The 20,865-nt window shown below is 62.2% G+C and carries 20 protein-coding genes; 6 read left to right on the top strand and 14 right to left on the bottom strand.

Annotated elements, in window-relative coordinates:
• Positions 1 to 14 precede the first annotated feature (14 nt).
• Entirely contained in the window at positions 15 to 1,580 is a 1,566-nt protein-coding gene (gene xseA, locus V1471_RS01105; protein ID WP_434286416.1) for an exodeoxyribonuclease VII large subunit, read from the bottom strand.
• Between the two features lie 87 nt (positions 1,581 to 1,667).
• Between xseA and purD the strand changes: the two genes are divergently transcribed.
• Positions 1,668 to 2,933 carry a phosphoribosylamine--glycine ligase gene (gene purD / locus V1471_RS01100; RefSeq protein ID WP_434286415.1) on the top strand — a complete coding sequence of 422 codons (1,266 nt, stop codon included), beginning with the start codon at positions 1,668 to 1,670 and terminating at the stop codon, positions 2,931 to 2,933.
• A gap of 589 nt (positions 2,934 to 3,522) precedes the next feature.
• On the opposite strand, the gene purU is transcribed toward purD, so the two are convergent.
• The 3 genes from purU to V1471_RS01085 form a co-directional block, all read right to left on the bottom strand.
• Positions 3,523 to 4,407 carry a formyltetrahydrofolate deformylase gene (gene purU / locus V1471_RS01095; RefSeq protein WP_434286413.1) on the bottom strand — a complete coding sequence of 295 codons (885 nt, stop codon included), beginning with the start codon at positions 4,405 to 4,407 and terminating at the stop codon, positions 3,523 to 3,525.
• 123 nt (positions 4,408 to 4,530) lie between these two features.
• Complete coding sequence (locus tag V1471_RS01090; protein WP_434286412.1) at positions 4,531 to 5,259, bottom strand: FG-GAP repeat domain-containing protein; 729 nt, start codon at positions 5,257 to 5,259, stop codon at positions 4,531 to 4,533.
• Complete coding sequence (locus V1471_RS01085) at positions 5,259 to 5,582, bottom strand: 2Fe-2S iron-sulfur cluster-binding protein (RefSeq protein ID WP_066704311.1); 324 nt, start codon at positions 5,580 to 5,582, stop codon at positions 5,259 to 5,261. The genes V1471_RS01090 and V1471_RS01085 overlap by 1 nt, the downstream gene beginning before the upstream one ends.
• A gap of 250 nt (positions 5,583 to 5,832) precedes the next feature.
• On the opposite strand from V1471_RS01085, the gene V1471_RS01080 reads away from it, so the two are divergent.
• Positions 5,833 to 6,396: a peptidoglycan-binding domain-containing protein gene (locus tag V1471_RS01080; protein ID WP_434286411.1), complete on the top strand. Its 564-nt coding sequence runs from the start codon at positions 5,833 to 5,835 to the stop codon at positions 6,394 to 6,396.
• A gap of 74 nt (positions 6,397 to 6,470) precedes the next feature.
• Here V1471_RS01080 and V1471_RS01075 read toward each other — a convergent pair whose 3' ends face one another.
• The 6 genes from V1471_RS01075 to rpiA all read right to left on the bottom strand — a co-directional run bounded on the left by V1471_RS01075 (position 6,471) and on the right by rpiA (position 12,783).
• Positions 6,471 to 7,946 carry a Do family serine endopeptidase gene (locus V1471_RS01075; protein WP_434286409.1) on the bottom strand — a complete coding sequence of 492 codons (1,476 nt, stop codon included), beginning with the start codon at positions 7,944 to 7,946 and terminating at the stop codon, positions 6,471 to 6,473.
• A gap of 212 nt (positions 7,947 to 8,158) precedes the next feature.
• The gene (locus V1471_RS01070) at positions 8,159 to 8,356 is read right to left on the bottom strand and encodes a DUF2065 family protein (protein ID WP_434286408.1); all 198 of its coding nucleotides are present in this window, start codon (positions 8,354 to 8,356) and stop codon (positions 8,159 to 8,161) included.
• Positions 8,357 to 9,232, bottom strand: coding sequence for a protease modulator HflC (hflC, locus tag V1471_RS01065; RefSeq protein ID WP_434286407.1), 876 nt, complete (start codon positions 9,230 to 9,232; stop codon positions 8,357 to 8,359).
• Positions 9,232 to 10,377, bottom strand: a complete 1,146-nt coding sequence (gene hflK, locus V1471_RS01060) for an FtsH protease activity modulator HflK (protein WP_434286406.1) — start codon at positions 10,375 to 10,377, stop codon at positions 9,232 to 9,234. The genes hflC and hflK overlap by 1 nt, the downstream gene beginning before the upstream one ends.
• A 144-nt stretch (positions 10,378 to 10,521) precedes the next feature.
• Entirely contained in the window at positions 10,522 to 11,883 is a 1,362-nt protein-coding gene (gene gor, locus V1471_RS01055; RefSeq protein ID WP_434286405.1) for a glutathione-disulfide reductase, read from the bottom strand.
• A gap of 114 nt (positions 11,884 to 11,997) precedes the next feature.
• Positions 11,998 to 12,783, bottom strand: a complete 786-nt coding sequence (gene rpiA / locus V1471_RS01050) for a ribose-5-phosphate isomerase RpiA (protein WP_434286404.1) — start codon at positions 12,781 to 12,783, stop codon at positions 11,998 to 12,000.
• 156 nt (positions 12,784 to 12,939) lie between these two features.
• Between rpiA and V1471_RS01045 the strand changes: the two genes are divergently transcribed.
• Positions 12,940 to 13,323, top strand: a complete 384-nt coding sequence (locus V1471_RS01045; RefSeq protein WP_434286403.1) for a YbaN family protein — start codon at positions 12,940 to 12,942, stop codon at positions 13,321 to 13,323.
• Between the two features lie 40 nt (positions 13,324 to 13,363).
• Positions 13,364 to 14,299, top strand: coding sequence for a DMT family transporter (locus V1471_RS01040; protein WP_434286402.1), 936 nt, complete (start codon positions 13,364 to 13,366; stop codon positions 14,297 to 14,299).
• On the opposite strand, the gene V1471_RS01035 is transcribed toward V1471_RS01040, so the two are convergent.
• Positions 14,296 to 14,997: a thiamine diphosphokinase gene (locus V1471_RS01035; RefSeq protein WP_434286401.1), complete on the bottom strand. Its 702-nt coding sequence runs from the start codon at positions 14,995 to 14,997 to the stop codon at positions 14,296 to 14,298. The two genes, V1471_RS01040 and V1471_RS01035, sit on opposite strands and share 4 nt — an antisense overlap.
• 134 nt (positions 14,998 to 15,131) lie before the next feature.
• On the opposite strand from V1471_RS01035, the gene V1471_RS01030 reads away from it, so the two are divergent.
• Positions 15,132 to 17,399, top strand: a complete 2,268-nt coding sequence (locus V1471_RS01030) for a hypothetical protein (RefSeq protein ID WP_434286400.1) — start codon at positions 15,132 to 15,134, stop codon at positions 17,397 to 17,399.
• Positions 17,400 to 17,446: 47 nt separating this feature from the next.
• On the opposite strand, the gene V1471_RS01025 is transcribed toward V1471_RS01030, so the two are convergent.
• Positions 17,447 to 17,680 (bottom strand): DUF2842 domain-containing protein, encoded by a 234-nt coding sequence (locus tag V1471_RS01025; RefSeq protein WP_434286399.1) that lies wholly within the window; start codon positions 17,678 to 17,680, stop codon positions 17,447 to 17,449.
• Positions 17,680 to 18,975 (bottom strand): adenylosuccinate synthase, encoded by a 1,296-nt coding sequence (locus V1471_RS01020; RefSeq protein ID WP_434286398.1) that lies wholly within the window; start codon positions 18,973 to 18,975, stop codon positions 17,680 to 17,682. The genes V1471_RS01025 and V1471_RS01020 overlap by 1 nt, the downstream gene beginning before the upstream one ends.
• Positions 18,976 to 19,181: 206 nt before the next feature.
• Between V1471_RS01020 and V1471_RS01015 the strand changes: the two genes are divergently transcribed.
• Entirely contained in the window at positions 19,182 to 20,267 is a 1,086-nt protein-coding gene (locus V1471_RS01015; protein ID WP_434286397.1) for a bifunctional transcriptional activator/DNA repair enzyme AdaA, read from the top strand.
• Here V1471_RS01015 and V1471_RS01010 read toward each other — a convergent pair.
• Positions 20,225 to 20,770, bottom strand: coding sequence for a GNAT family N-acetyltransferase (locus V1471_RS01010; protein WP_434286396.1), 546 nt, complete (start codon positions 20,768 to 20,770; stop codon positions 20,225 to 20,227). The two genes, V1471_RS01015 and V1471_RS01010, sit on opposite strands and share 43 nt — an antisense overlap.
• Between the last annotated feature and the right edge of the window lie 95 nt (positions 20,771 to 20,865).

The raw sequence follows: 20,865 nt of genomic DNA, 5'->3' as shown, positions 1-20,865 counted from the left end.
ATCTTCCATCCAGCTCAGAAAAGGCTGCCTTGCTCTGGTTTGTCCTTCTCTGCCCGTGGCTTAGACGATTTCGAAGGTGCCGCAACACCGCCCCCGATCCGCACACGCCCGTCGGCGAATTGCACCTCATGCATCCGGCCCGCGTCTTTCGACGAGGTGACAACGCCCCCCTCCGCATCGCGGACCACCGCATAACCGCGTTTCAAAGTCTCTTCGTAAGACAGCGCAGACAGCATCCCCGTCCGTTGATCCAAGGCCGCGCGCCAACGATGCGTCTGGCCTTGGGCTGCGCGGGCGAAGCGATCCGAAAGCTGCGTCAGATCGCGGCGCGCCAGAGCCGTATTACGCGAAATGGTGGCGGGAGAGAGGCGTGCCGCGAGCCGGTCGAGATCGCGCCTGTGTTGCCCCGTCCCGCGCGTCAAGGCGGGGGCGAGGCGCGTCGAGAGCGCCGTCAGCCGATCCCCCTGCGCCCGCATCCGGCCTTGCAACATTGCGGGACGCAGAACCGTCGCCGCCTCTGACAAGGCCAGCCGCCGGTTGCGCACGCCGTTGATCAACGCCTGCGTCAGGCGCAAATCCATCTGGTCCACTCTTTGACGCGGGCCATCCAATAGACGCTCTTTCGGCGGCAAAGCCCGGCTCAGATCGCGCAGCCGTTGCTTGCGCAGCTCTACGCCACCGCTCAAAGCCCGCTCCATCCGGGCGCGCAATTCCTGCACCGTCACCCAAAGCTCGCGCCGCACCGGCACGGCCAATTCGGCGGCGGCGGTCGGCGTCGGCGCGCGCTTGTCCGAAGCGAAATCAATCAGCGTCGTGTCGGTTTCGTGGCCCACGGCAGAGATCAACGGGATCTCGGAGGCGGCGGCGGCGCGCACCACGATCTCCTCATTGAAGCCCCAAAGGTCCTCGACCGACCCGCCACCGCGCGCAACGATGATCAGATCGGGCCGCGGGATCTCGCCCCCCACGGGCAAGGCATTGAACCCTCTGATCCCGTTCGCGACCTCTTCAGCGCATTTCTGCCCCTGAACCGCCACCGGCCAGATCAGCACATGACGCGGGAATCGGTCGCTCAGACGGTGCAGAATATCGCGGATCACCGCCCCCGAGGGCGAGGTCACCACCCCGATCACCTCCGGCAGCCACGGCAGCGGTTTTTTGCGCGCCGCATCGAAAAGCCCTTCGGCGGCCAGCGCCTTTTTGCGCTTCTCCAGCATCGCCATCAGCGCGCCCGCCCCCGCAGGCTCCACATTGTCGACGATGATCTGATAGCGCGACCCGCCGGGGAAGGTCGTCATCCGGCCCGTGGCGATCACCTCCATGCCCTCCTCGGGCTGAACCTCCATCCGCGCGACCTGGCCTTTCCAGCTCACCGCGTTGATCACCGATTTCTCGTCTTTCAGATCGAAATACAAATGCCCCGAGCGCGGCCGCGACACCCGCCCCACCTCGGCGCGCACCCGCACATAGCCGAACTCGCCCTCGATCATCGCCTTCACCGCGCCGGAAAGCTCGGAAACGGTAAACTCCGGGGCGTTGGAGGTGCCTTTCGGGCTGTCATCTTCGAAAAGATCGGACATCTTCGGTCTCCGGGGGCTGCTCGTGCTTGTGTCAAACTCGCGCTGACCTTAGAACGCGCGAAACCAAAGGTGAAGCGGAGAGGCGCGATGAACATTCTGATCCTTGGCAGCGGCGGGCGTGAACATGCTTTGGCATGGGCGGTGATGCAGAACCCGAAATGCGACAAGCTGATCGTGGCGCCGGGCAATGCGGGCATCGCGAAAATCGCCGAATGCGCATCCTTCGACATCAACGACGGGGCGACCGTTGTCTCTTTCGTCGAGGAAAACGCCATTGATTTCGTCATCATCGGCCCGGAAGCCCCCTTGGCCGCAGGCGTCGCCGACGATCTGCGCGCGGCGGGCATCCTGACCTTCGGCCCGTCCAAAGCGGCAGCCCAGCTCGAAGCCTCGAAAGGCTTCACCAAAGAGATTTGCGACGCTTCGGGCGCGCCGACCGCTGGCTATGCGCGCTTTGATGATGCAGAACAGGCCAAGGCTTACATTCGCGATCAAGGCGCACCCATCGTGGTCAAGGCCGACGGTCTGGCCGCTGGCAAGGGCGTGATCGTCGCCATGACGGAAGACGAGGCGCTGGCCGCCATCGACGACATGTTCGGCGGGGCCTTCGGCGGCGCGGGCGCGGAGGTCGTGATCGAGGAATTCATGGAGGGCGAAGAGGCGTCGTGGTTCATTCTCTGCGATGGTGAAAACGTCCTGCCCGTGGGCACGGCACAAGACCACAAACGCGTGGGCGACGGCGACACGGGGCCGAACACCGGCGGCATGGGCGCCTATTCGCCCGCCCCCGTGATGACCGACAGCGTGATTCAGAAAGCCATGGACGAAATCGTCAAACCGACGGTGGCGGAAATGGCCAAACGCGGCATGCCCTATCAAGGCGTGCTCTACGCCGGTTTCATGATCAAGGACGGCCAGCCGCGCCTCGTGGAATACAACTGCCGCTTTGGCGACCCGGAATGTCAGGTGCTGATGATGCGCCTCGGCGCACAGGCGCTCGACCTCATGTTGGCGACCGCCGACGGCACGCTCGATCAGGCCAGGGTGAACTGGGCCGAGGATCATGCGATGACCGTGGTCATGGCCGCGAACGGTTATCCGGGCAGCTATGAAAAAGGCTCTATGATCAAGGGGCTGGATGCCCTGCCCGAGGATTCGAAAAACATGGTCTTCCATGCCGGGACATCTCTGAAAGACGGCCAGATCGTCGCCTCCGGCGGGCGTGTCCTCAATGTCACCGCGCGCGGCGACAGTTTGCAAGAAGCGCGGGATCGCGCCTATGCCATGATCGAAAACATCGACTGGCCCGAAGGGTTCAACCGCAGCGACATTGGCTGGCGGGCGCTCTCATAATCGGGCAAGCTTTAAGCCTATCTTAACCTTACCTGTGGCATAACCATGATGCGAAATGCACCAAAGGCTCGAATGGCCCTCCGGTTTGGAACTTCGGTGTAAAAGGCCCGATCAAGGCTGTCGCGACAGAAATAGAGGCGCGCTCGAACGGCGCGCCTTTTCTTTTAAGCTGTTTGTTTTCCGATGACATTCGAGTTGGAGGCCAGTCCCCACACTCACTCTTCTTGGGGGCCAGCCCCCAAACCCCCGGGATATTTTCGGACAAAAGAAAGACCTTTAAGGCAGAATTAACCTTAACGCGACATTCTGAGGCCACGGTACAGGCGGGGACGCCGATGACCGTGACGGAAGAAGCCCTCTGTTCCAGACCATGGGACAGAGGGATACGCCGAGGCCTCTGAAAAGCACTGGCGCGGATGAGGGCGCGTGCTTCTTTTGTCTTTAAATATCCCGGGGTGAATGGCGGAGCCAGAGGGCAGCGCCCCTTCTTGATGGCAGGCTCTTTTGCCGGCCCTTGCAAGCGTGCTCGGGCGTTCGAGCCTTTGAAAGGTCCACTGGACTTTTCAATCCGGCAAAGTCGGACCGGCTCTCACCCCATTCTCTCCGATGCATAACTGCCCGGAGACGCCGGAAACACAACCGTCTTGTTGCCGTTGATAAACGCGCGGTGGTGGATATGCGCATGGATCGCACGCGACAGCACCTGTGCCTCCACATCACGGCCCAGAGACACGTAATCCTCGGGCGATTGCGCATGGGTCACGCGGATCGTGTCCTGTTCGATGATCGGCCCCTCATCGAGATCGGCGGTCACGTAATGCGCCGTCGCCCCGATCAGTTTCACGCCGCGCTCGAACGCCTGTTTATAGGGGTTCGCACCTTTGAAAGACGGCAGGAAAGAGTGATGAATATTGATGATCCGCCCCGACATTTTCTGACAGAGCCGATCCGAGAGAATTTGCATATAGCGGGCCAGCACAACAAGCTCCGCCCCGCTCTCCTCGACGATCTCCAAAAGACGCGCTTCGGCCTGCGGCTTGTTCTCCTTGGTGACGCGCACCTGATAAAACGGGATATCGTGGTTCACCACAAGCTTTTGATAATCCATGTGATTGGAGACCACGGCGACGATGTCGATGGGCAGCGCGCCGATCCGCCAGCGGTAGAGAAGATCGTTGAGACAATGCCCGAAACGGGACACCATGATCACGACTTTCATCTTTTTTTCTTCGTCATGCACCGCCCATGTCATATCGAAATCTTCGGCAACGGGAGTGAACTCCGACACAAGCTCGGCGCGCGTCAGCCCTTTCTCGGAGACGAAACTCACCCGCATGAAAAACTGATCCGTACCGGGATCATCGAACTGGGCGGAATCGGTGATGTTACAGCCCAGCTCGGCGAGCTTGCCGGAAATGGCGGCGACGATGCCGCGTTTCGAGGGGCAGGTGACAGTCAAGACATGGGAGGTCATAGCGGGCCTTCGGTTGGTTCTGTCGCGGAGTTTTGCCGCGCCGATACGAGCAGGACCAGAGGGAAAACGACAGAAACTCAACGAAGGTGCGGGCCGATCAGGGTCGGAAGTTTCCGAAAGGCGTCAGTTGCACGCCATATAGGGCACAAAGCTCTGAGCGCTCTCATAGCGGGCCACAGGATGTGCCACCAAGCCCCCGTCTTCCCATCGCGTTTCGACAACTGTCGTCCAATCGGCATCGGCGGTCAGGATCACCGGCGCCTGCCCCGAACAAGCACGCACCCCGCCTTCGATCCGGTCAGACCCGAGGTGATGGTTGGTGAGACCGCCAAGCCGCACGGACGGCACAAGCATCCCCTCCCCCGTCAGATCGACCGGCAAAAGCACCAGCTCCTTGAGCAAATGCGGACGGTCGACATAGGCCACCTCATCCACCCCATCGCCATCGAAATCTGCAATCCCCGCGATGGCGAGCCAGCGATGGGGTTGGCCTATGGGCGCGCTGGCTTTGGCGGGAACGAGGCGGTCTTGGCTGTCGAGCGTCCAGACCTGAACCCAGGCCCCCGTGGCAAAGCCGCTGACCACGGACACGACCTCGGGCCGTCCGTCACCATCGAAATCATGGAGGCGCGGGGCGGTATCTTCGAACACGCTTTTTTTGAAAGAGGCCGCGCGCGTGGTGCCGTCATCCAGCGTGACCACCATCCGCGCATATTCACCGTTTTTCACAGCCCCATGGCCATAGGCCGTGGTCGGTTCAACATAGCGTGCCCCGGTGATCTGGGCGGCAGCCAGCGGGCTGCTGACAAACGGACTGGCCGCCAAAGCAAGCAAGGCGGCCAGTTTCAACATCAGATCTGCTTTTCGGGCAGGTTTACCACGAGACCGTCGATCTCCGGTGTCACCTTGATCTGGCAGGTCAGGCGCGAGCGGACCGGATCGGGTTCGAAGGCGAAATCGAGCATGTCTTCTTCCATGTCGTCCTTCGCCGGGAGTTTTTCGACCCAGTCGGGCGCCACATAAACATGGCAGGTGGAACAGGCGCAGGCACCGCCGCAATCGGCGTCAATGCCCGGAATGCCATTGTCGCGCGCACCTTCCATGACGGTGCGCCCCACGGGCACGTCCACGACATGTTCGGTGCCGCCGAATTCGACATAGGTGATCTTGACCATTGGCTCATCCTCTTTTCGCAGCTTTGGCTTGTCGCTTTTAAGCGTCGTCACAGGCTTATCGCGCAGCTTGCCCGGAGAAAAGGGGCATTCCGTCGCGACCAGCGGTCCGGGCGGGCACGCAACACGGAAAACCCCGCGTCGACGCATTTTTAGGCCTAGAACGTGACAGTCCACCGCACGGGATCGCATTCCACCCTTTGGAATTCGTCAAAGCCGCGTTAACATTGTCGAAAGCCCAAAGAGGCGCGAAATGAGCAGACCCATGATCCATAAGAGTTTCCCTGTACGCCCGAGGCAGCGTCCGTCGCTGAGCGTATCGCTCTGCCTGATGGCCATGCTGCTGTCCGCCTGTCAGATGAGCACGCCTGAAAACGAGATCCTGCGTGCCGCCGAGACGCCCGGAGCGCCGCCGGGGGCCGATCCGAATGCCTGCTACGCCCGCCATGTGACGCCCGCGATCATCGAAACGGTCACGGAACATGTCATGGTCCAGCCGCCGCAAGTCGACAGTGCGGGGACCGTCATTTACCCGGCGGTGTATCGAACAGAGACCCGTCAGGAGATCGTGCGCGAACGCAAGGAGCTGTGGTTCGAGACCCTCTGCCGGGAGGACTGGACGCCCGAGTTCATCTCCTCGGTGCAGCGCGCTCTACAGGTGCGCGGTTATTTCCAGGGTGCAGTCAGCGGTAAGATGGACCACGCCACACGTCGCGCGATCCGGGCCTATCAGCTGGAGCAGGGGGTGGACAGCGAGGTTCTGTCCATCGCCGCTGCGCGTCAACTGGGGCTTAAGGAAGTGCCGCGCGAGGAGTGACCGGGCAGCCGCAGAGGCGCAAAAGAAAAGGCGGCCCGAAGGCCGCCTTTGTCCGTTTGTGTGAAACGGATAGGTTATTCGCCCACACCAAGCGCCACGAAGCGCGGCTCGCCGGCACGGCGCACCAGAAGCAGCACGGTCTTGCGCCCGGCCTCCTTGGCTTCGTCCACACGCGCTTCGAGATCGGTGAGGCTCGTCACCTTCTGTTGACCGGCCTCGGTGATCACGTCGCCCGCGCGCAGCCCTTTGGTGTAGGCTTCGGAGGTTTCATCCACTTCGACCACGGCCAGACCGTCGGTCCCGGCAGAGACGCCAAGCTCTTCGCGCAGCGTGTCGTCGAGCGGCTGCAAGGTCATGCCCATCATCTGCACGGTTTCCGGCGCTTCGGCGGCGGGGTTGTCCTCAGGGAAGGCGGTATTTTCGGCCTCTTCGCGACGACCCAATGTGACCATCAGGGTCTGGGTCTTGCCATCGCGGAACACCACGATGCGCACGGCCTTGCCCACTTCGGTTTCGCCCACTGTGCGCACCAGCTCACGGGTGTCTTTCACATCCTTGCCATCGAAGGACAGGATGACGTCACCGCTTTCGATGCCCGCATCTTTCGAGGGACCGTCAGGCACATCGGTAACCAGCGCGCCTTTGGCGGCGTCGAGCCCCATGGCCTCGGCTACGTCATCGGTCACGTCCTGAATGCGAACGCCGAGCCAGCCGCGGCGGGTCTCGCCGAACTCTTTCAACTGATCGACCACTTTGGAGACCACATTCGAGGCCATCGAAAAGCCGATACCGATCGAGCCGCCATTGGGCGACAGGATCGCGGTGTTCACACCGATCACCTGACCGTCCATGTTGAACAGCGGCCCGCCCGAGTTGCCGCGGTTGATGGCGGCGTCGGTCTGGATGTAATCGTCATAGGCACCCGAAAGCGCCCGGCCACGTTGCGACACGATGCCTGCGGAGACGGAGAAACCTTGCCCCAGCGGGTTGCCCATGGCCATGACCCAGTCGCCCACACGGGCCACGTCACTGTCACCGAAAGGCACGAATTTCAGCGGCTTGTCGCTGTCGACCTTAAGCACGGCGATGTCGGTTTTCGGATCGGTGCCCACGAGTTTCGCCGGGAGCGTGAAGCCTTCGAAGAACTCGATCTCGATCTCGTCGGCGCCTTCGATCACGTGGTTGTTGGTGACGATATAGCCGTCCTCGGAGATGACAAAACCGGAACCGAGCGCCTGCGAACGACGCGGTGTCGGATTGCCCTGACCGTTGCGATCCATGAAATCACGGAAAAAATCTTCGAAGGGCGAGCCTTCCGGTACGATCGGTTGTTGATCGGTGGAGGCCTCGACCACGGTCGTGGTGGTGATATTGACCACGGCGGGGCTGACCTTTTCGGCGAGATCGGCAAAGGTCTCCGGCGCGCCCCGCGCCTCTGCGGCGACGGATTGGAACATCAGCGCAACCGTGGCGATCAGGGCGAGGAAAAGCGCTCGCAGATCGGTGCGGGACATGCGCAGGGGAAGGGAAACGGCGCGAGCCTGTGTCATCGGTATTCGGTCCTCCGTATGGATGCGCGAGGATCTCGGCCCCACGCGACAACTGCCTTTTCGGGGTACAGATAGGGGCCATGCGGCACAACTCAAACCCTGTCGCGCCCAGTCAACAGCATGTGAGCGGGGTGTGACAAGGAGAAAGGCCTCCGGTTTGCGGGGAATTCCGGCAAGAGGGTGACGGAAGATGGGAATGACACGCCCGCCCCTCAAAGGCCGAGCCAACGCCGCCCCAGCGCCACCAGCAGCACGCCCAGAGCCAAGGCCACCAAGCCGAGGAGGCGCCGCGTCGTGGGAGGCAGTTCCGCAAACGCGCGCACGACGTCCTCCAAACGCGAAGGGGCCAGTGCAAGCACCAGCCCCTCCACACAAAGCACCAATCCCACAGCGAGGATCAGAAATGCCATTTACTTGCCCTGATCGGACTTCAGATAGTCAAAGAACTCGCTGTCCGGCGACATCACCATGGTGGTGTTGGAGCCTTTCAGACCCGCACGGTACGCGTCGAGCGAACGATAGAACTCGAAGAAATCCGGATCCGCGCCGTAAGCTTCGGCGTAAATCCGGTTTTTCTCCGCATCGGCCTCACCGCGGGTGATCTCAGCCTGACGACGCGCATCGGATTCAAGCTCGACCACGGTCCGGTCGGCTTGCGCCCGCACGCGCTGCGCGGCCTCTTCCCCCCGCGCCCGCTCATCGGCAGCCTCGCGTTCACGTTCCGCACGCATCCGCGCAAAGGTGGCCTCAAGGTTCTGATCCGGCAGGAAGGTCTGTTTCAGACGCACGTCCACGATGTCGACGCCGAGAGAGGCCGCTTCGGCACGGGCCTGATCGCGGATGCGACGGGCCAGTTCGGCACGGTCGGCAGAGATCACCGTGTTCGAGGTGACCGTATCCGCACCGAGCACTTCGCGAAGCTGCGCGTTGAGGATGCCTTTCAGACGATCTTCGGCAAACCGCACACCGCCGGTGGACACCGCCTGACGGAAACGCACCACGTCGGAAATCCGGTAGCGCGCGAAGGCATCGACCAGAAGGCGACGGTCATCCGAAGGCGTGACCTCGATCTCCGGGGTCTCCAAAGACAGGATACGGTCGTCGTAATAGACCACTTCCTGAATGAACGGGATTTTGAAGGCAAGACCCGGCTCTTCCTTGACGGATTTGATCTGGCCGAATTGCAGCACCAGCGCCTTTTGACGTTCGTCCACGATGAAAAGCGAGGACATCACCAGAACGATCGCCACAAAAAGGACGGCGAAAAGAATGGGAAGTTTCTTCATCAGTTCGCCCCCTCGGTGGATTTTTTCAACTCGTTCAAGGGCAGGTAGGGCACGACGCCCTGACCGTTGCCGCCTTCGTCGAGAATGATCTTGTCCATCCCGCCATAGACCTCTTCGAGGGCTTCGAGATAGAGACGTTTGCGGGTCACTTCGGGAGCGTTCTTGTATTCCTCAAGCACGGCGGTAAAGCGGCTGGCCTCACCTTCGGCGGCATTGACCACCTGCGCCCGATAACCTTCGGCCTCTTCGACGATCTGCGCCGCGGTCCCGCGCGCACCGGCCAAAACCCGGTTGGCGTAAGCATCGGCCTGTCGTTCGAGACGATCCCGTTCCTGTTCGGCAGCCTGCACATCGCGGAACGCGTCGATCACATCGCCGGGCGGGTCGGCTTTGTCGAGGTTGACGCGGATCACGGTAATGCCGCTGTCATAGCTGTCGAGCGTCGACTGGATCAGGGTCATCGCATTATCGGCGATCAGCCCCCGGTCGCGGTTGAGAATCGGTGCGAGCGTGGAGGCCGCGATGATCTCGCGCATCGACGCCTCGGAGACCGCCTGCACCGTTTGGCGCGGATCGCTCAGGTTAAACAGGTATTTCGCCGGATCGTTGATGTTCCAGACCACCTGGAAGTCAATGTCGACGATATTTGCATCGGTGGTCAGCATCATGCCGGTGTTGTCCTGCCCGGTGCCGCCCACGGTCTCGGTCCGTTCCCCCGTCGTCACGACTTTTTCGTAAGACACCAGCGGCCAGGGCGCAAAGTTCAGACCCGGCTGACCGATTTTGTAAAACTCGCCGAGGAACAGTTCGACCGACTGCTCTTCCGGTTTCACGGTGTAGAAGGAGGAAAAGGCCCAAAGGCCGATGGCGCCCAGCACGACAAGGCCGATCGTGCCCTTGTTGAACCCCGGACCACCGGTGCCGGAGCCGCCGGGACGGCCCGTGCCGCCACCTTTGCCGCCCATGAGCACTTTCAGGTACTCGTTGCCCTTGTTGAGCATCTCGTCGATCTCGGGGATTTGTGGCTGGTCGCCCGGACGGCGTCCGTTATTACCACGCCCGTTGTCCCGGTTGTCTCCTCCGCTGGGTCCCGTCGGTCGGTTGCCACCGCCGCCGCCCCAGGGACCGCCATTGTTGCTGGCCATTAAGGTCATTTCCTCTTTTACGTATGGGTCCGACCCGGCAGGCAAAATACCGTCGGGTCGAGGCTCGGTCTCAACCTGTTCCTTCCGGGGCGGATTTTCAAGGGTGCGAGAGGGTCGCACCCCCGTCTTTCTCGTCCATTCCGATCAGTTATGAACGCGGGTCGGCGTTTTCATCAGGACAATCTCTTCCGCCATGGTCGGGTGCACCGCCACGGTGGCGTCGAAATCTTCCTTGGTTGCGCCCATTTTCACCGCCACACCGGCCAGCTGGATCATCTCGCCCGCATGTGGCGCAATGATGTGACAGCCAAGCACCTTGCGCGTCGTCTGACACACGATGAGCTTGAACATCACGCGCTCGTTCTTCTCGATGAAACTGTTCTGCATCGGGCGGAAGGCCGCAGTGTAAACCTCGACCGGGCCCTCCTCGCGCGCCTGCTCTTCGGTCAGACCCACCGCGCCGTATTCCGGCTGGGTGAAAATTGCCGAGGGCACGTTAGAATGGTCCGGCGTCATCGGATTGCCCTTGAACACCGTCTCGTGGAAGGCCACCGCCTCGCGGATTGCCACAGGGGTGAGCTGAATGCGGTCCGTCACATCGCCCACGGCAAAAATCGAGGGAATGTTGGTCTGGCTGTACGCATCGACCTTGATCTCGCCATGACGGCCCAGTTCGACACCGGCATTCTCAAGACCAAGCCCCGCCGTCGCCGGTTTGCGCCCGGTGGCATAAAGCACCACGTCGAACGTGGCCTCGCGCCCGTCCGTCGTCTTGGTCCAGATGCCGTCCTTGCGCCTCTCAAGCCGCTCGATGTCGGTTCCGACATGCAGGTTGATCCCCTGCCCCGAGATCAGCTCGGCGATATGGCCGCGCGCCTCGTCGTCGAACCCGCGCAGGATTTGCGCACCGCGATAAACCTGCGTGACCTCGGAACCCAGCCCGTTGAAGATACAGGCGAATTCACAGGCGATATAGCCGCCGCCGACGATCAGGATTTTCTTCGGCAGCTCGGGAATGTCGAAAATCTCGTTCGAGGTGATCGCATGTTCGATCCCCGGCGTCTGCTCCGGCACGAAGGGCGTGCCGCCCACGGCGACGAGGATGTGTTTTGCAGTTCTCTCTGTGCCATCGGCCAGCACAACTGTATGCGCATCCTTGACGGTGGCGCGCTGGTGCAGGATCTCGACCCCCGCCGCATTCGCATTCTTGGTGTAGATGCCTTCGAGCCGAGACAATTCAGCCTTCAGCTTTGCCTGAAAGCTCTTCCAGTTGAACTTGCCGAGCTTGATGTCCCAGCCATATTTCCCGGCCTCATCGGCGGCGGCGGCATATTGCGAGGCAAAGACCATGAGTTTCTTGGGCACGCAGCCGCGAATGACACAGGTGCCGCCCATGCGGAATTCCTCCGCCATGGCGACCTTTTGCCCGCCTGCTGCGGTCAAACGCGCCGCCCGCACCCCGCCCGAGCCACCGCCGATCACGAAGAGATCATAGTCGAAATCCATCTGTCCCGCCTTTGGAAGAATTCTAAGTCGCGGTTAGATGTAGGCGCTTTGCCCGCAAAGGAAAACCCCGTGCAGATTGCACGGGGTCTTTGCAAAATCACAGGAACGACAGGTTCAGTCCAGATCGGCGAAAATGTTTTCGCTCTCTTCAAACTCGACCTGATCCTCGCTTTCCTCGCCTGAAACGATGTCGCGCACCGTCACCCGCCCGTCGCCATGGCCGATGATCACCTTGTCGCAAATGTCGATGAAGAGGCCGTTTTCCACCACGCCGGGGATTTGATTGAGCACAAGTGCGAGCTGCCGCGCATTGCCGATGCGCTGGAGGTGCAAGTCGATGATGTGATTGCCCTCGTCGGTCACATAGGCCGCATCGCCACTCATCCGAAGCGTCGATTGCTGGCCCAGCACATCCATCGCCACCAGCGTTTCTTCCACCAGCGCCTTGGTGGTTTGCCAGCCAAACGGGATCACTTCGACAGGAAGCGGGAAATGCCCGAGCGTCTCCACTCGTTTCGACACGTCCGAAATGACGATCATCTGATCCGACGCCGTGGCGACAATCTTTTCCTGCAAAAGCGCGCCGCCGCCGCCCTTGATCAGGTTCAGTTCCGGGTCGAATTCGTCAGCGCCGTCGATCGTCAGATCGAGCCATTTCGCCTCGTCGAGAGACACCACCCGAATGCCCTGTTGCCGGGCCAGCTCCGCCGTGCGCGACGAGGTCGGCACACCGATGATGTTGAGCCCTTCCTCGCGCACCATATCGCCCAGAAGCCGCACCATCCAGGCCGCGGTCGATCCCGTGCCAAGCCCAAGTTTCATCCCGTCCTCGACATAATCCAGCGCCTTTCTTGCGGCCACGAATTTGGCGGTATCGATCGGCGACAGCGTATCGGACATGACGATTTCCCCGGGGCGCCACAGGGGCGCAAGACGTTCAAACAGAGCAGGTTCTGCGGCATTTATAGGCCGCGTGCGACCATTTGGATAGGCAAAATCCGGGGCTTGCCGCTGGACAGTGCGGCTCTGCGACGTAAATGATCGGGTAAGGGGGATATGTTAGAAAACACTATGACGGACCGGATGTCGAAATATCTCCACCTCGCCCTCGGATGGCTCTGCGTGCTCTTGGGCGCCATCGGTGCCGTGCTGCCGGTGATGCCGACGACCGGCTTTCTCATCCTCGCCGCGTTCTTTTTCACCAAGGGTTCGCCACGGCTACGACAATGGCTCCTCGATCATGCGCATTTCGGTCCGCCGATCCGCGCTTGGGAAGAGACCGGCGCAATCCCGCGGCGGATCAAGGTGATCTCGATCTCCATGATGATGTTGAGTTTTCTGCCCACCACGCTGATGGGCGTGCCTTGGCAATGGATCGCGGTGCAGGCTGTGCTGATTGCCTTGGGCGCGCTTTATATCCTCACCCGCCCGGACGCGTAACGCCTCTTGCGCCGGGGCAAAATCCCACCGACAAGGGCGCATGACAAACCGCCACACTCCAACAGAAGACCGTCCCGTGTTCGGCATGGCGATGATGCTCGTCTATTGCGCCGTAGCGCCAATCATCGACGTCTTTGCCAAACTCGCCGCCGATCACCATGCCGTCGGGCAGATCACGTCGGCGCGGTTTCTCGTACAGGGTGGGCTTTTGTTGCCCATCGCCCTGCTGATGGGCCTGCCGCTGTTGCACTCCAGACGCGATGCGGCGCTGATCTTTCTGCGCGGGCTGTTCACACTGGCCGCCACCTTCGCCTTCGTCTGGGCGGTTTCGGTCATGCCGCTGGCCGATGCGCTGGCCATCACCTTCGTCGAGCCCTTCATCCTGCTGCTGTTCGGCTGGGCCCTGTTCGGCGAAGAGGTCGGCCCGCGCCGTTTCATCGCCTCGCTCACCGGCTTTCTCGGCGTACTGGTCGTGGTGCGCCCGGGGCTTCTGGCCTTCGGCTCCGCCGCCCTGCTGCCACTGGCCGCCGGGTTCTTCTTCGCCTGTTACATGCTGGTGACCCGGGCCTTGCGCCACTATCACCCGATTGCACTGCAAACCACCACCGCCGTTGCGGCCCTGATCGTCGCCCTGCCGCTCCTCGTGATCTTCGACGGCGCGGGCGGGCCGCTCGATCCGAGCTGGCCCTCGGGATGGGACTGGATGTGGCTGGCGGGGGTGGGGATCGCCGCGACCATCTCGCACCAAGGCCTGACACTCGCGCTGCGCCATGCCCCCTCGGCCACGATCGCGCCGCTCGCCTATCTGGAGCTGGCCTTCTCCACATTGGCCGGCTTTGTGATCTTCGGCGACTTCCCCGTCCCCATGGTCTGGCTCGGCATCGCGATCATCGTCGCCTCCGGGCTTTACATCATCCACCGCGAGCGGGTGAACCAGCGCAAACCCGCGATCCCCGCCGATCCCAACGCGGTTTAACCCCAGTCCGCGCCATCCCAGTCCGGGGCCGCCACGAGCCGCCCGATCAGATCCGTCCCAAGCATCGCACGCGGCAGGATTACCATCATACCCGGGGCATCGAAGCTCAGCGTGACCTGTGCCCCGTCGGCCTTATTCGACGTACCGACCCGCCCGTCGGGCGCGAAGGCAATCCCCTCGATCGGCCACTGCAACCCCTCCGAACGGCCCGTCACCCGCCCCAGCGGAAAGAGCGAGATGCGATCTTCGGGCATGGTCGGCAGCCTCAGGACGGGCGGAGCCATGAAACAGAGGTCCTCCTCGCCGAGAATGATGCACCGCCGGTCCGGGAACCGTGCAAGCGTCGCATAGACCGCCAGCTCATGGTCGATCCGCGCGCCGGTAAATCCGACACCGATGATCATGGGGGCGCGCACGCGGGTCAGCGCTTTTTCGAAATCCGTGCTGTCCTGTTCGGGAATATGAAACAATCGCTCCGGCGCGATCCGGGCCCGGCTCTCGTCCCCGAGACTGTCGAAGTCGCCGACCACGCAATCCGGCATGTGCCCGAGCATCAAGGCCTTGGACGCCCCGCCATCGGCGGCAACAAGCCTTGGCGCGAAAGTCAGCGCCTCTTCGAGCCGTTCGGCCCGCACCGCGCCGCCGCCCAGCAAAGTGACGTTTTCTTGTGTGTTCAGAACGGGTTCAATAGGGTCCATGATCGACTCGTTAACCTCTTTGCCACATTTTGGACAGGAAAAGATCACGACCATTTCCCGGTTTTGTTCCGATTTGCGAACCAATTCATGGTAAACAAGAGACTGCTGAGCAAGTGCAGAAAGTGAGTATTGGCATGGTGAGTGACAGTAAAATTCTGACCGTATCCTACGGAACTTTCTCCTGTACGCTGGAGGGATTTGACGATCCGTTCAACACGATGCGGTCCATCGCGGAATATTTCCGCGACCTCGCCGCAGATGATCGCTATTTCGGCGCGGAACCGCCGACCCCCGATCCGCAGATGCTGAGTTCCATTGCCGAAAAGGAAATCCAGCGTCGCGTCGAGGCCCATATGCAGGAAGGCGGGCTGGTGCTGCGCCAGATGGAGCAGGACCAAAGCCCTCACTCTGCGGCCTCCACCGTGACGACCACGACGCAGCCCCCTGCCGCGCCGGTTGCCGCTGAAGCTCCCGTACCTGTGGCGAAACTGACGAATGCTCCCGTCAATGTTGCCGTCGTCGAAACCGTTTCCGAACCTGCTCCTGTCGAAACGCCCAAGCCGCAACCGGCCGCCGCCAAGGCGGCACTGGCTGGGAATCTGGCCGGAAGCTCGATTGCCGACAAGCTCGAACGCATCCGCGCCGCCGTTGCACAACGCAATCAGGCGGATTTCGCCGAGGATCAAAACGCCGCGATGAACTTTGGCGCGCCCGCGATGCCGGAACACTTCGAGGACGAGGGTGCCGCGGAGGTCGAGGAAGACCTGTCGACGGTCGCTCCGATGGTCGACATGGCGCAAGACGAACCTCAGGACGCGCCGGTTTCGGAAAGCGCTTCGGAGATCGAAGAGATCGCCGCTGAGGTTGAGATGGCTTTCGCGGAAGACATGTCTGAGGTCGCGCTCGAGGAGACCCCGGTTGTCGAAACGGTCGAAGTCGAGAAACCGTCGCGCATCGCCGCGCCTTTCCAGGAAGCCGCTGCGATCATCGCGGAGATGAACGACGACATCGTGGACGCCCCTGTCGCGAACGCAGTGGAAGAGGCGGACGAGGTCGAAACGAAGCTCGAAGCGCTCGAGAACGAAGCCCCGGCGCTCGAAGCGTCTTACGAGGACACCCCGGCGATCGAGGAGATGGCCGAAGACCTGCCCGAAGAGGCAGACGAAGACGCCACGCTCGGCAATGTGCTCTCGTCGCTGCAAGCCGCAGAAGAAAAAGAGGAAATCTCTGAGGAGATTGCCGACGAGATCGCTCTGGACACGGCTGACGACGATGCCGAATTGCACGAGATGGACCCCAATCTCGCCGCCGACATCGCCGAGGCCACGCGTCCGGTCGAGCCTGCTGAGGACGAGGTCGAAGAGACCGCCAACGATCCGCTGCAACGCGTCCGCGCCCGTGTGGTGAAAATGCGCCGCGCCGATTTCGAAGCGGAAACCGCGGTGGAAGAACCGGTTGAAGAGGGTGACGAAGAGGACACATCCGCCGAGGCGTCCGAAGCGCTGACCGAAACGCTGCGCCGTGAACTTGGCACCTCCACGCTCGACGCGGAAGACGAAGACGAGCTGATGCGTGAGTTGGCCGAGGTTGCCATCGCCGCCGAGGTCGAGGAAGACGACGAGATCGAAGAAGACATCGAAGACGAGGCCCCCGCCGCGCTCTTCGCCGAAGAGGACGAGACCGAGGACGACAGCGACACGCGCAATGTCTTCGACACCTCCGACGCCTCGATGTCGCGCCTGATGGATGAGACCGACCGCGAAATGGCCAAGGGCGAGAACACCCGCCGCCGCAACGCGATCCAGCATCTGAAAGCCGCCGTGACCGCGATCCGCGCCGAGAAAAGCGAAAAAGGCGATGTCGCCGAGGAAGACGAGGCCGAGGTCTACAAGGAAGATCTCGCCCGCGTCGTACGCCCCCGCCGCCCCGAAGGCGCCGGTCAGACGCGTCGGCAACTGCCGCCGCTGATGCTGGTGTCCGAACAACGCATCGACACGCCGAAAGACCTGCCGAATGGTGCCAACATCACCCCGGTGCGCCCGCGCCGCGTGTCCCGCGCGGCTCTGGCGGTGCAGGAAACCGAAGCGCTCGACACGGTCGAAGAGATCAGCACAACCGCTCCGGGCACTGGCGTCACCTTCGCCGATTTTGCCGAAGCGCAAGGCGCCGAAAGCCTCGCCGACATCCTCGAAGCCGCTGCGGCGTTTTCGAATTTCGTGCAGGGCCGCGAAACGGTGACCCGGCCGCAGATCATGCATCTGGCGCAGGAAGCGATGGAAGGGGAGGTTCCCGTCGAGGAACGCCTGCGCTCCTTTGGTCAGCTTTTGCGTCAGGGCAAGATCCGCAAGCAAAGCCGGGGCCAGTTCATCGTGGCCGACACGACGCGGTTCAAGCCGCAATAAAAGCGTTTCAAAGCAAAGAGAAAGGCCGCCAAAAGAGGCGGCCTTTTTTATGCGCTCCGATCGTCGGAGGTGTCCGGGTCGGGTTGGCCGATGCCTTTGAACACCGCCTTGAGCGGAAAGGCCCAAAGCACGCCGAGTCCGATATAAACCCCAAGCTCGATCCAAAGCCCCGGCCGGTCGATCCAGTTCATGATGGTCACGGCCATCACGATATAGATCGGCAGGCCGAGCACCAGCACCAGAAGCGCCAGACGCCTGCGGGCTTTGTACGAGAGCGCCATCAATCCGCGAACGGGTCGGTGACGAGGATGGTGTCGTCGCGCTCGGGCGAGGTGGACAGAAGCGCCACCGGGCAGTCGATCAACTCTTCGACGCGCTTGACGTATTTGACGGCGTTGGCCGGAAGATCGTTCCAGCTCCGCGCGCCTTCGGTCGACTCGGCCCAGCCGGGCATTTCTTCGTAGACGGGCGTGCAGCGGGCCTGATCTTCGGCAGCAAACGGAAGATAATCAAGCACTTCGCCGTCGAGTTCGTAGCCCACGCAAATTTTCAGCGTGTCGAACCCGTCGAGCACGTCGAGCTTGGTGAAGGCGATCCCGGTCACGCCGGAGGTGGCGCAGGTCTGACGCACAAGCGCGGCGTCGAACCAGCCACAGCGGCGTTTGCGGCCCGTCACCGTGCCGAACTCGTGACCACGGGTGCCAAGACGTTCGCCATCTGCATCGAGAAGCTCGGTCGGGAACGGGCCTTCGCCCACGCGCGTGGTATAAGCCTTAACGATTCCAAGCACATAGTCGATGGAGGTCGGCCCGATGCCCACACCCGTTGCGGCCTGACCGGCGATCACGTTGGACGACGTCACGAACGGATAAGTGCCGAAGTCGATGTCGAGAAGCGCACCTTGGGCGCCTTCGAAGAGGATGCGTTTGCCGGCTTTGCGCTGCTCGTTCAGAACCTTCCAAACCGGACCGGCATAGGGCAGGATTTCTTTGGCGATCGCTTTGAGATCATTCAGCAAACGCTCGCGATCGACAGGCTCAATGCCCAAGCCCTTGCGCAGCGGATCGTGGTGCTGAAGGGCGCGGTCGACGCGGGCTTCGAGCGTCGCGTCATCGGCGAGATCGGCGACGCGGATGGAGCGACGGCCCACCTTGTCTTCGTAAGCCGGGCCGATGCCGCGGCCGGTGGTGCCGATCTTGGTGCCTTTGCTTGCTGCCTCTTCGCGGGCGCGATCCAGCTCGCCGTGGATCGGCAGGATCAGCGGGGTGTTTTCCGCGATCATCAGAGTTTCCGGCGAAATATCAACGCCTTGCTCACGAATTTTGGCGATCTCGTTGACGAGGTGCCACGGGTCGAGCACGACCCCGTTGCCGATCACCGACAGCTTACCGCCGCGCACAACGCCCGAGGGCAGCGCGTTCAGCTTGTAAACCTGGTTGTTGATGACAAGCGTGTGGCCAGCGTTGTGACCGCCCTGAAACCGCGCGATGATGTCCGCGCGCTCCGAGAGCCAGTCCACGATCTTGCCTTTCCCCTCGTCACCCCACTGGGCGCCGACAACGACGACATTAGCCATAATGAGTCCTTTGGATTGGATGAAGCCCGGAGCTGTATAGCGATCCGTGTCGGGCGATGAAACCGAAAACTGCGCTGTTTTGACCGGTCGGCAAAGCGTCGGATTTGCGTCGGACCTTTGTCGGACCCCGACACGCGCCTTAGAGACCAGAAATCGACGCCGCTTTCCCGGCGGACAGGCGCGCACATTGCCGCTACTCTTGCCGCATGACACTTTTCGATCTTCCCGACGCCGACACGCTCTATACCGCGCTCCTCACCCGTGACCCGTCTTACGAGGGGCGCGCCTGGGTGGGCGTGACCTCGACCGGCGTGTTCTGTCGCTTCACCTGCCCCGCGCGCAAACCGAAGCCCGAGAACTGCCGTTGGTTCGACAGTCTCGGGGCCTGCATCGAGGCGGGGTTCCGACCCTGCAAACGCTGCCAGCCATTGAAGGCCGCGACGGATGCGGAGCCGGTGATCGAGGAGCTGCTTGCCGCGCTGAACGAACGTCCGGAGCATCGCTGGTCGGAGGCGGATGTGACCGGGATGGGATATGACCGAGGCACGGTGCGCCGGGCGTTCAAACGGCATTTCGGGATGAGCTTTCTGGAGCTCGCGCGTCTTGAGCGGCTCCGGCGCGGGTTCGAGGTGATGAGCGAGGGAGGCACGGTTCTCGAAGCGGGGCTTGAGGCGGGGTTCTCCTCGGCCTCGGCGTTTCGGGCACGGGTGGGCGCGCTTTTGGGTATGGCCCCCGGCACGCTGAGTGCGGATCCGATGTTGAGCATCGACTGGATCGACACGCCACTGGGGCCGATGATCGCGGTGGCGGATGACCACCGCCTGCATCTTTTGGAATTCATGGACCGCAAGGCGCTGCCGACCGAGTTGCGGAAACTCGCGGAGGGGGCGAAAGGGCGGCTTGGGTTCGGGCGGACGGCGATCCATGACCAGACGGCGCGGGAGTTGGCGGCGTATTTCGACGGCAAGAGCGCCGGGTTCACCGTCCCGCTGGCCTATCACGGCAGCGGGTTTTATGGACAGGTCTGGGACGCTCTGCGCGAGATTCCGGCGGGCGAGACGCGCAGCTATGGCGCGCTTGCGACCGGGATCGGGCGGCCGACGGCGAGCCGGGCGGTGGCGCGGGCCAACGGGGCGAACCAGATTGCGATTCTCATTCCCTGCCACCGGGTGATCGGCGCGGACGGATCGCTGACCGGCTATGGCGGTGGATTGTGGCGCAAGCAAAGGCTTTTGGAGATCGAGGCGGATTATGCCCGCGCGGCGAGAACAGAGAGCGTATCCCAGCCATAAGCGACCTCGTCGATCCCAGCTTCGGGGCGCGTGTCGATCCGCTCGGCGACCTGTTTCCCGCCCAAAGCCTCGTAGAATGCGCGCGCTGGCATGTTCTCCGTCAACACCCAAAGGGCGGCGGCCTCATGCCCCATGGCTCGAAGCGCCTGAGCGCCCCTAGCCATCAACGCAGAGCCGAGGCCTTGGCGCGGGGAGGCGACGTAAATCGCCGAAAATTCACCGGCGAAATCGTTGACGAGATCGGCGTTGCGCTGATCGCCACAGGAGAGAAAGCCCGCGACCGTATCGTTTTGCACCGCAACAAAAACCGCCCCTCGCCCCGAAGCTTCATAGCTGTCGATGATTTTCGCCCAGCCTTTTTCCCGATCCGGCACCGTCATCCGGTCAATGAGCGCATCGGGCAAAAGGCCGCGACAGGCAGAGCGCCAAACGGCGACCTGAACCTCGGCAATGGGCAAAGCGTCCTGATGCGTGGCGGGGCGGATGAAAAATGTCTCGGTCATGGGGTCAGAATGCGCACGCCTGCCGGAAACACAAGTCCCGACGGTTTTGTCCGGCCCATCGGGCCAGATCAGGGTTGCGCGAGGCCATGAGACCC

This window comes from Celeribacter sp. SCSIO 80788, assembly GCF_051054295.1.
Classification (GTDB): domain Bacteria; phylum Pseudomonadota; class Alphaproteobacteria; order Rhodobacterales; family Rhodobacteraceae; genus Celeribacter.
The sequence above is the reverse complement of the archived record's forward strand: the minus strand, read 5'-3'. Positions and strand labels throughout refer to the sequence as shown.

Excerpts from the sequence above, each read along its gene's own strand:
- purD (WP_434286415.1), top strand. The coding sequence starts at position 1,668 with ATGAACATTCTGATCCTTGGCAGCGGCGGGCGTGAACATGCTTTGGCA.
- V1471_RS01040 (WP_434286402.1), top strand. The coding sequence starts at position 13,364 with ATGACAAACCGCCACACTCCAACAGAAGACCGTCCCGTGTTCGGCATG.
- V1471_RS01085 (WP_066704311.1), bottom strand. The coding sequence starts at position 5,582 with ATGGTCAAGATCACCTATGTCGAATTCGGCGGCACCGAACATGTCGTG.
- rpiA (WP_434286404.1), bottom strand. The coding sequence starts at position 12,783 with ATGTCCGATACGCTGTCGCCGATCGATACCGCCAAATTCGTGGCCGCA.
- xseA (WP_434286416.1), bottom strand. The coding sequence starts at position 1,580 with ATGTCCGATCTTTTCGAAGATGACAGCCCGAAAGGCACCTCCAACGCC.
- gor (WP_434286405.1), bottom strand. The coding sequence starts at position 11,883 with ATGGATTTCGACTATGATCTCTTCGTGATCGGCGGTGGCTCGGGCGGG.
- purU (WP_434286413.1), bottom strand. The coding sequence starts at position 4,407 with ATGACCTCCCATGTCTTGACTGTCACCTGCCCCTCGAAACGCGGCATC.
- V1471_RS01075 (WP_434286409.1), bottom strand. The coding sequence starts at position 7,946 with ATGACACAGGCTCGCGCCGTTTCCCTTCCCCTGCGCATGTCCCGCACC.
- V1471_RS01070 (WP_434286408.1), bottom strand. The coding sequence starts at position 8,356 with ATGGCATTTCTGATCCTCGCTGTGGGATTGGTGCTTTGTGTGGAGGGG.
- V1471_RS01020 (WP_434286398.1), bottom strand. The coding sequence starts at position 18,975 with ATGGCTAATGTCGTCGTTGTCGGCGCCCAGTGGGGTGACGAGGGGAAA.
- V1471_RS01080 (WP_434286411.1), top strand. The coding sequence starts at position 5,833 with ATGAGCAGACCCATGATCCATAAGAGTTTCCCTGTACGCCCGAGGCAG.
- V1471_RS01030 (WP_434286400.1), top strand. The coding sequence starts at position 15,132 with ATGGTGAGTGACAGTAAAATTCTGACCGTATCCTACGGAACTTTCTCC.
- V1471_RS01090 (WP_434286412.1), bottom strand. The coding sequence starts at position 5,259 with ATGTTGAAACTGGCCGCCTTGCTTGCTTTGGCGGCCAGTCCGTTTGTC.
- hflK (WP_434286406.1), bottom strand. The coding sequence starts at position 10,377 with ATGGCCAGCAACAATGGCGGTCCCTGGGGCGGCGGCGGTGGCAACCGA.
- V1471_RS01025 (WP_434286399.1), bottom strand. The coding sequence starts at position 17,680 with ATGGCGCTCTCGTACAAAGCCCGCAGGCGTCTGGCGCTTCTGGTGCTG.
- V1471_RS01015 (WP_434286397.1), top strand. The coding sequence starts at position 19,182 with ATGACACTTTTCGATCTTCCCGACGCCGACACGCTCTATACCGCGCTC.
- hflC (WP_434286407.1), bottom strand. The coding sequence starts at position 9,232 with ATGAAGAAACTTCCCATTCTTTTCGCCGTCCTTTTTGTGGCGATCGTT.
- V1471_RS01035 (WP_434286401.1), bottom strand. The coding sequence starts at position 14,997 with ATGGACCCTATTGAACCCGTTCTGAACACACAAGAAAACGTCACTTTG.
- V1471_RS01045 (WP_434286403.1), top strand. The coding sequence starts at position 12,940 with ATGTTAGAAAACACTATGACGGACCGGATGTCGAAATATCTCCACCTC.
- V1471_RS01010 (WP_434286396.1), bottom strand. The coding sequence starts at position 20,770 with ATGACCGAGACATTTTTCATCCGCCCCGCCACGCATCAGGACGCTTTG.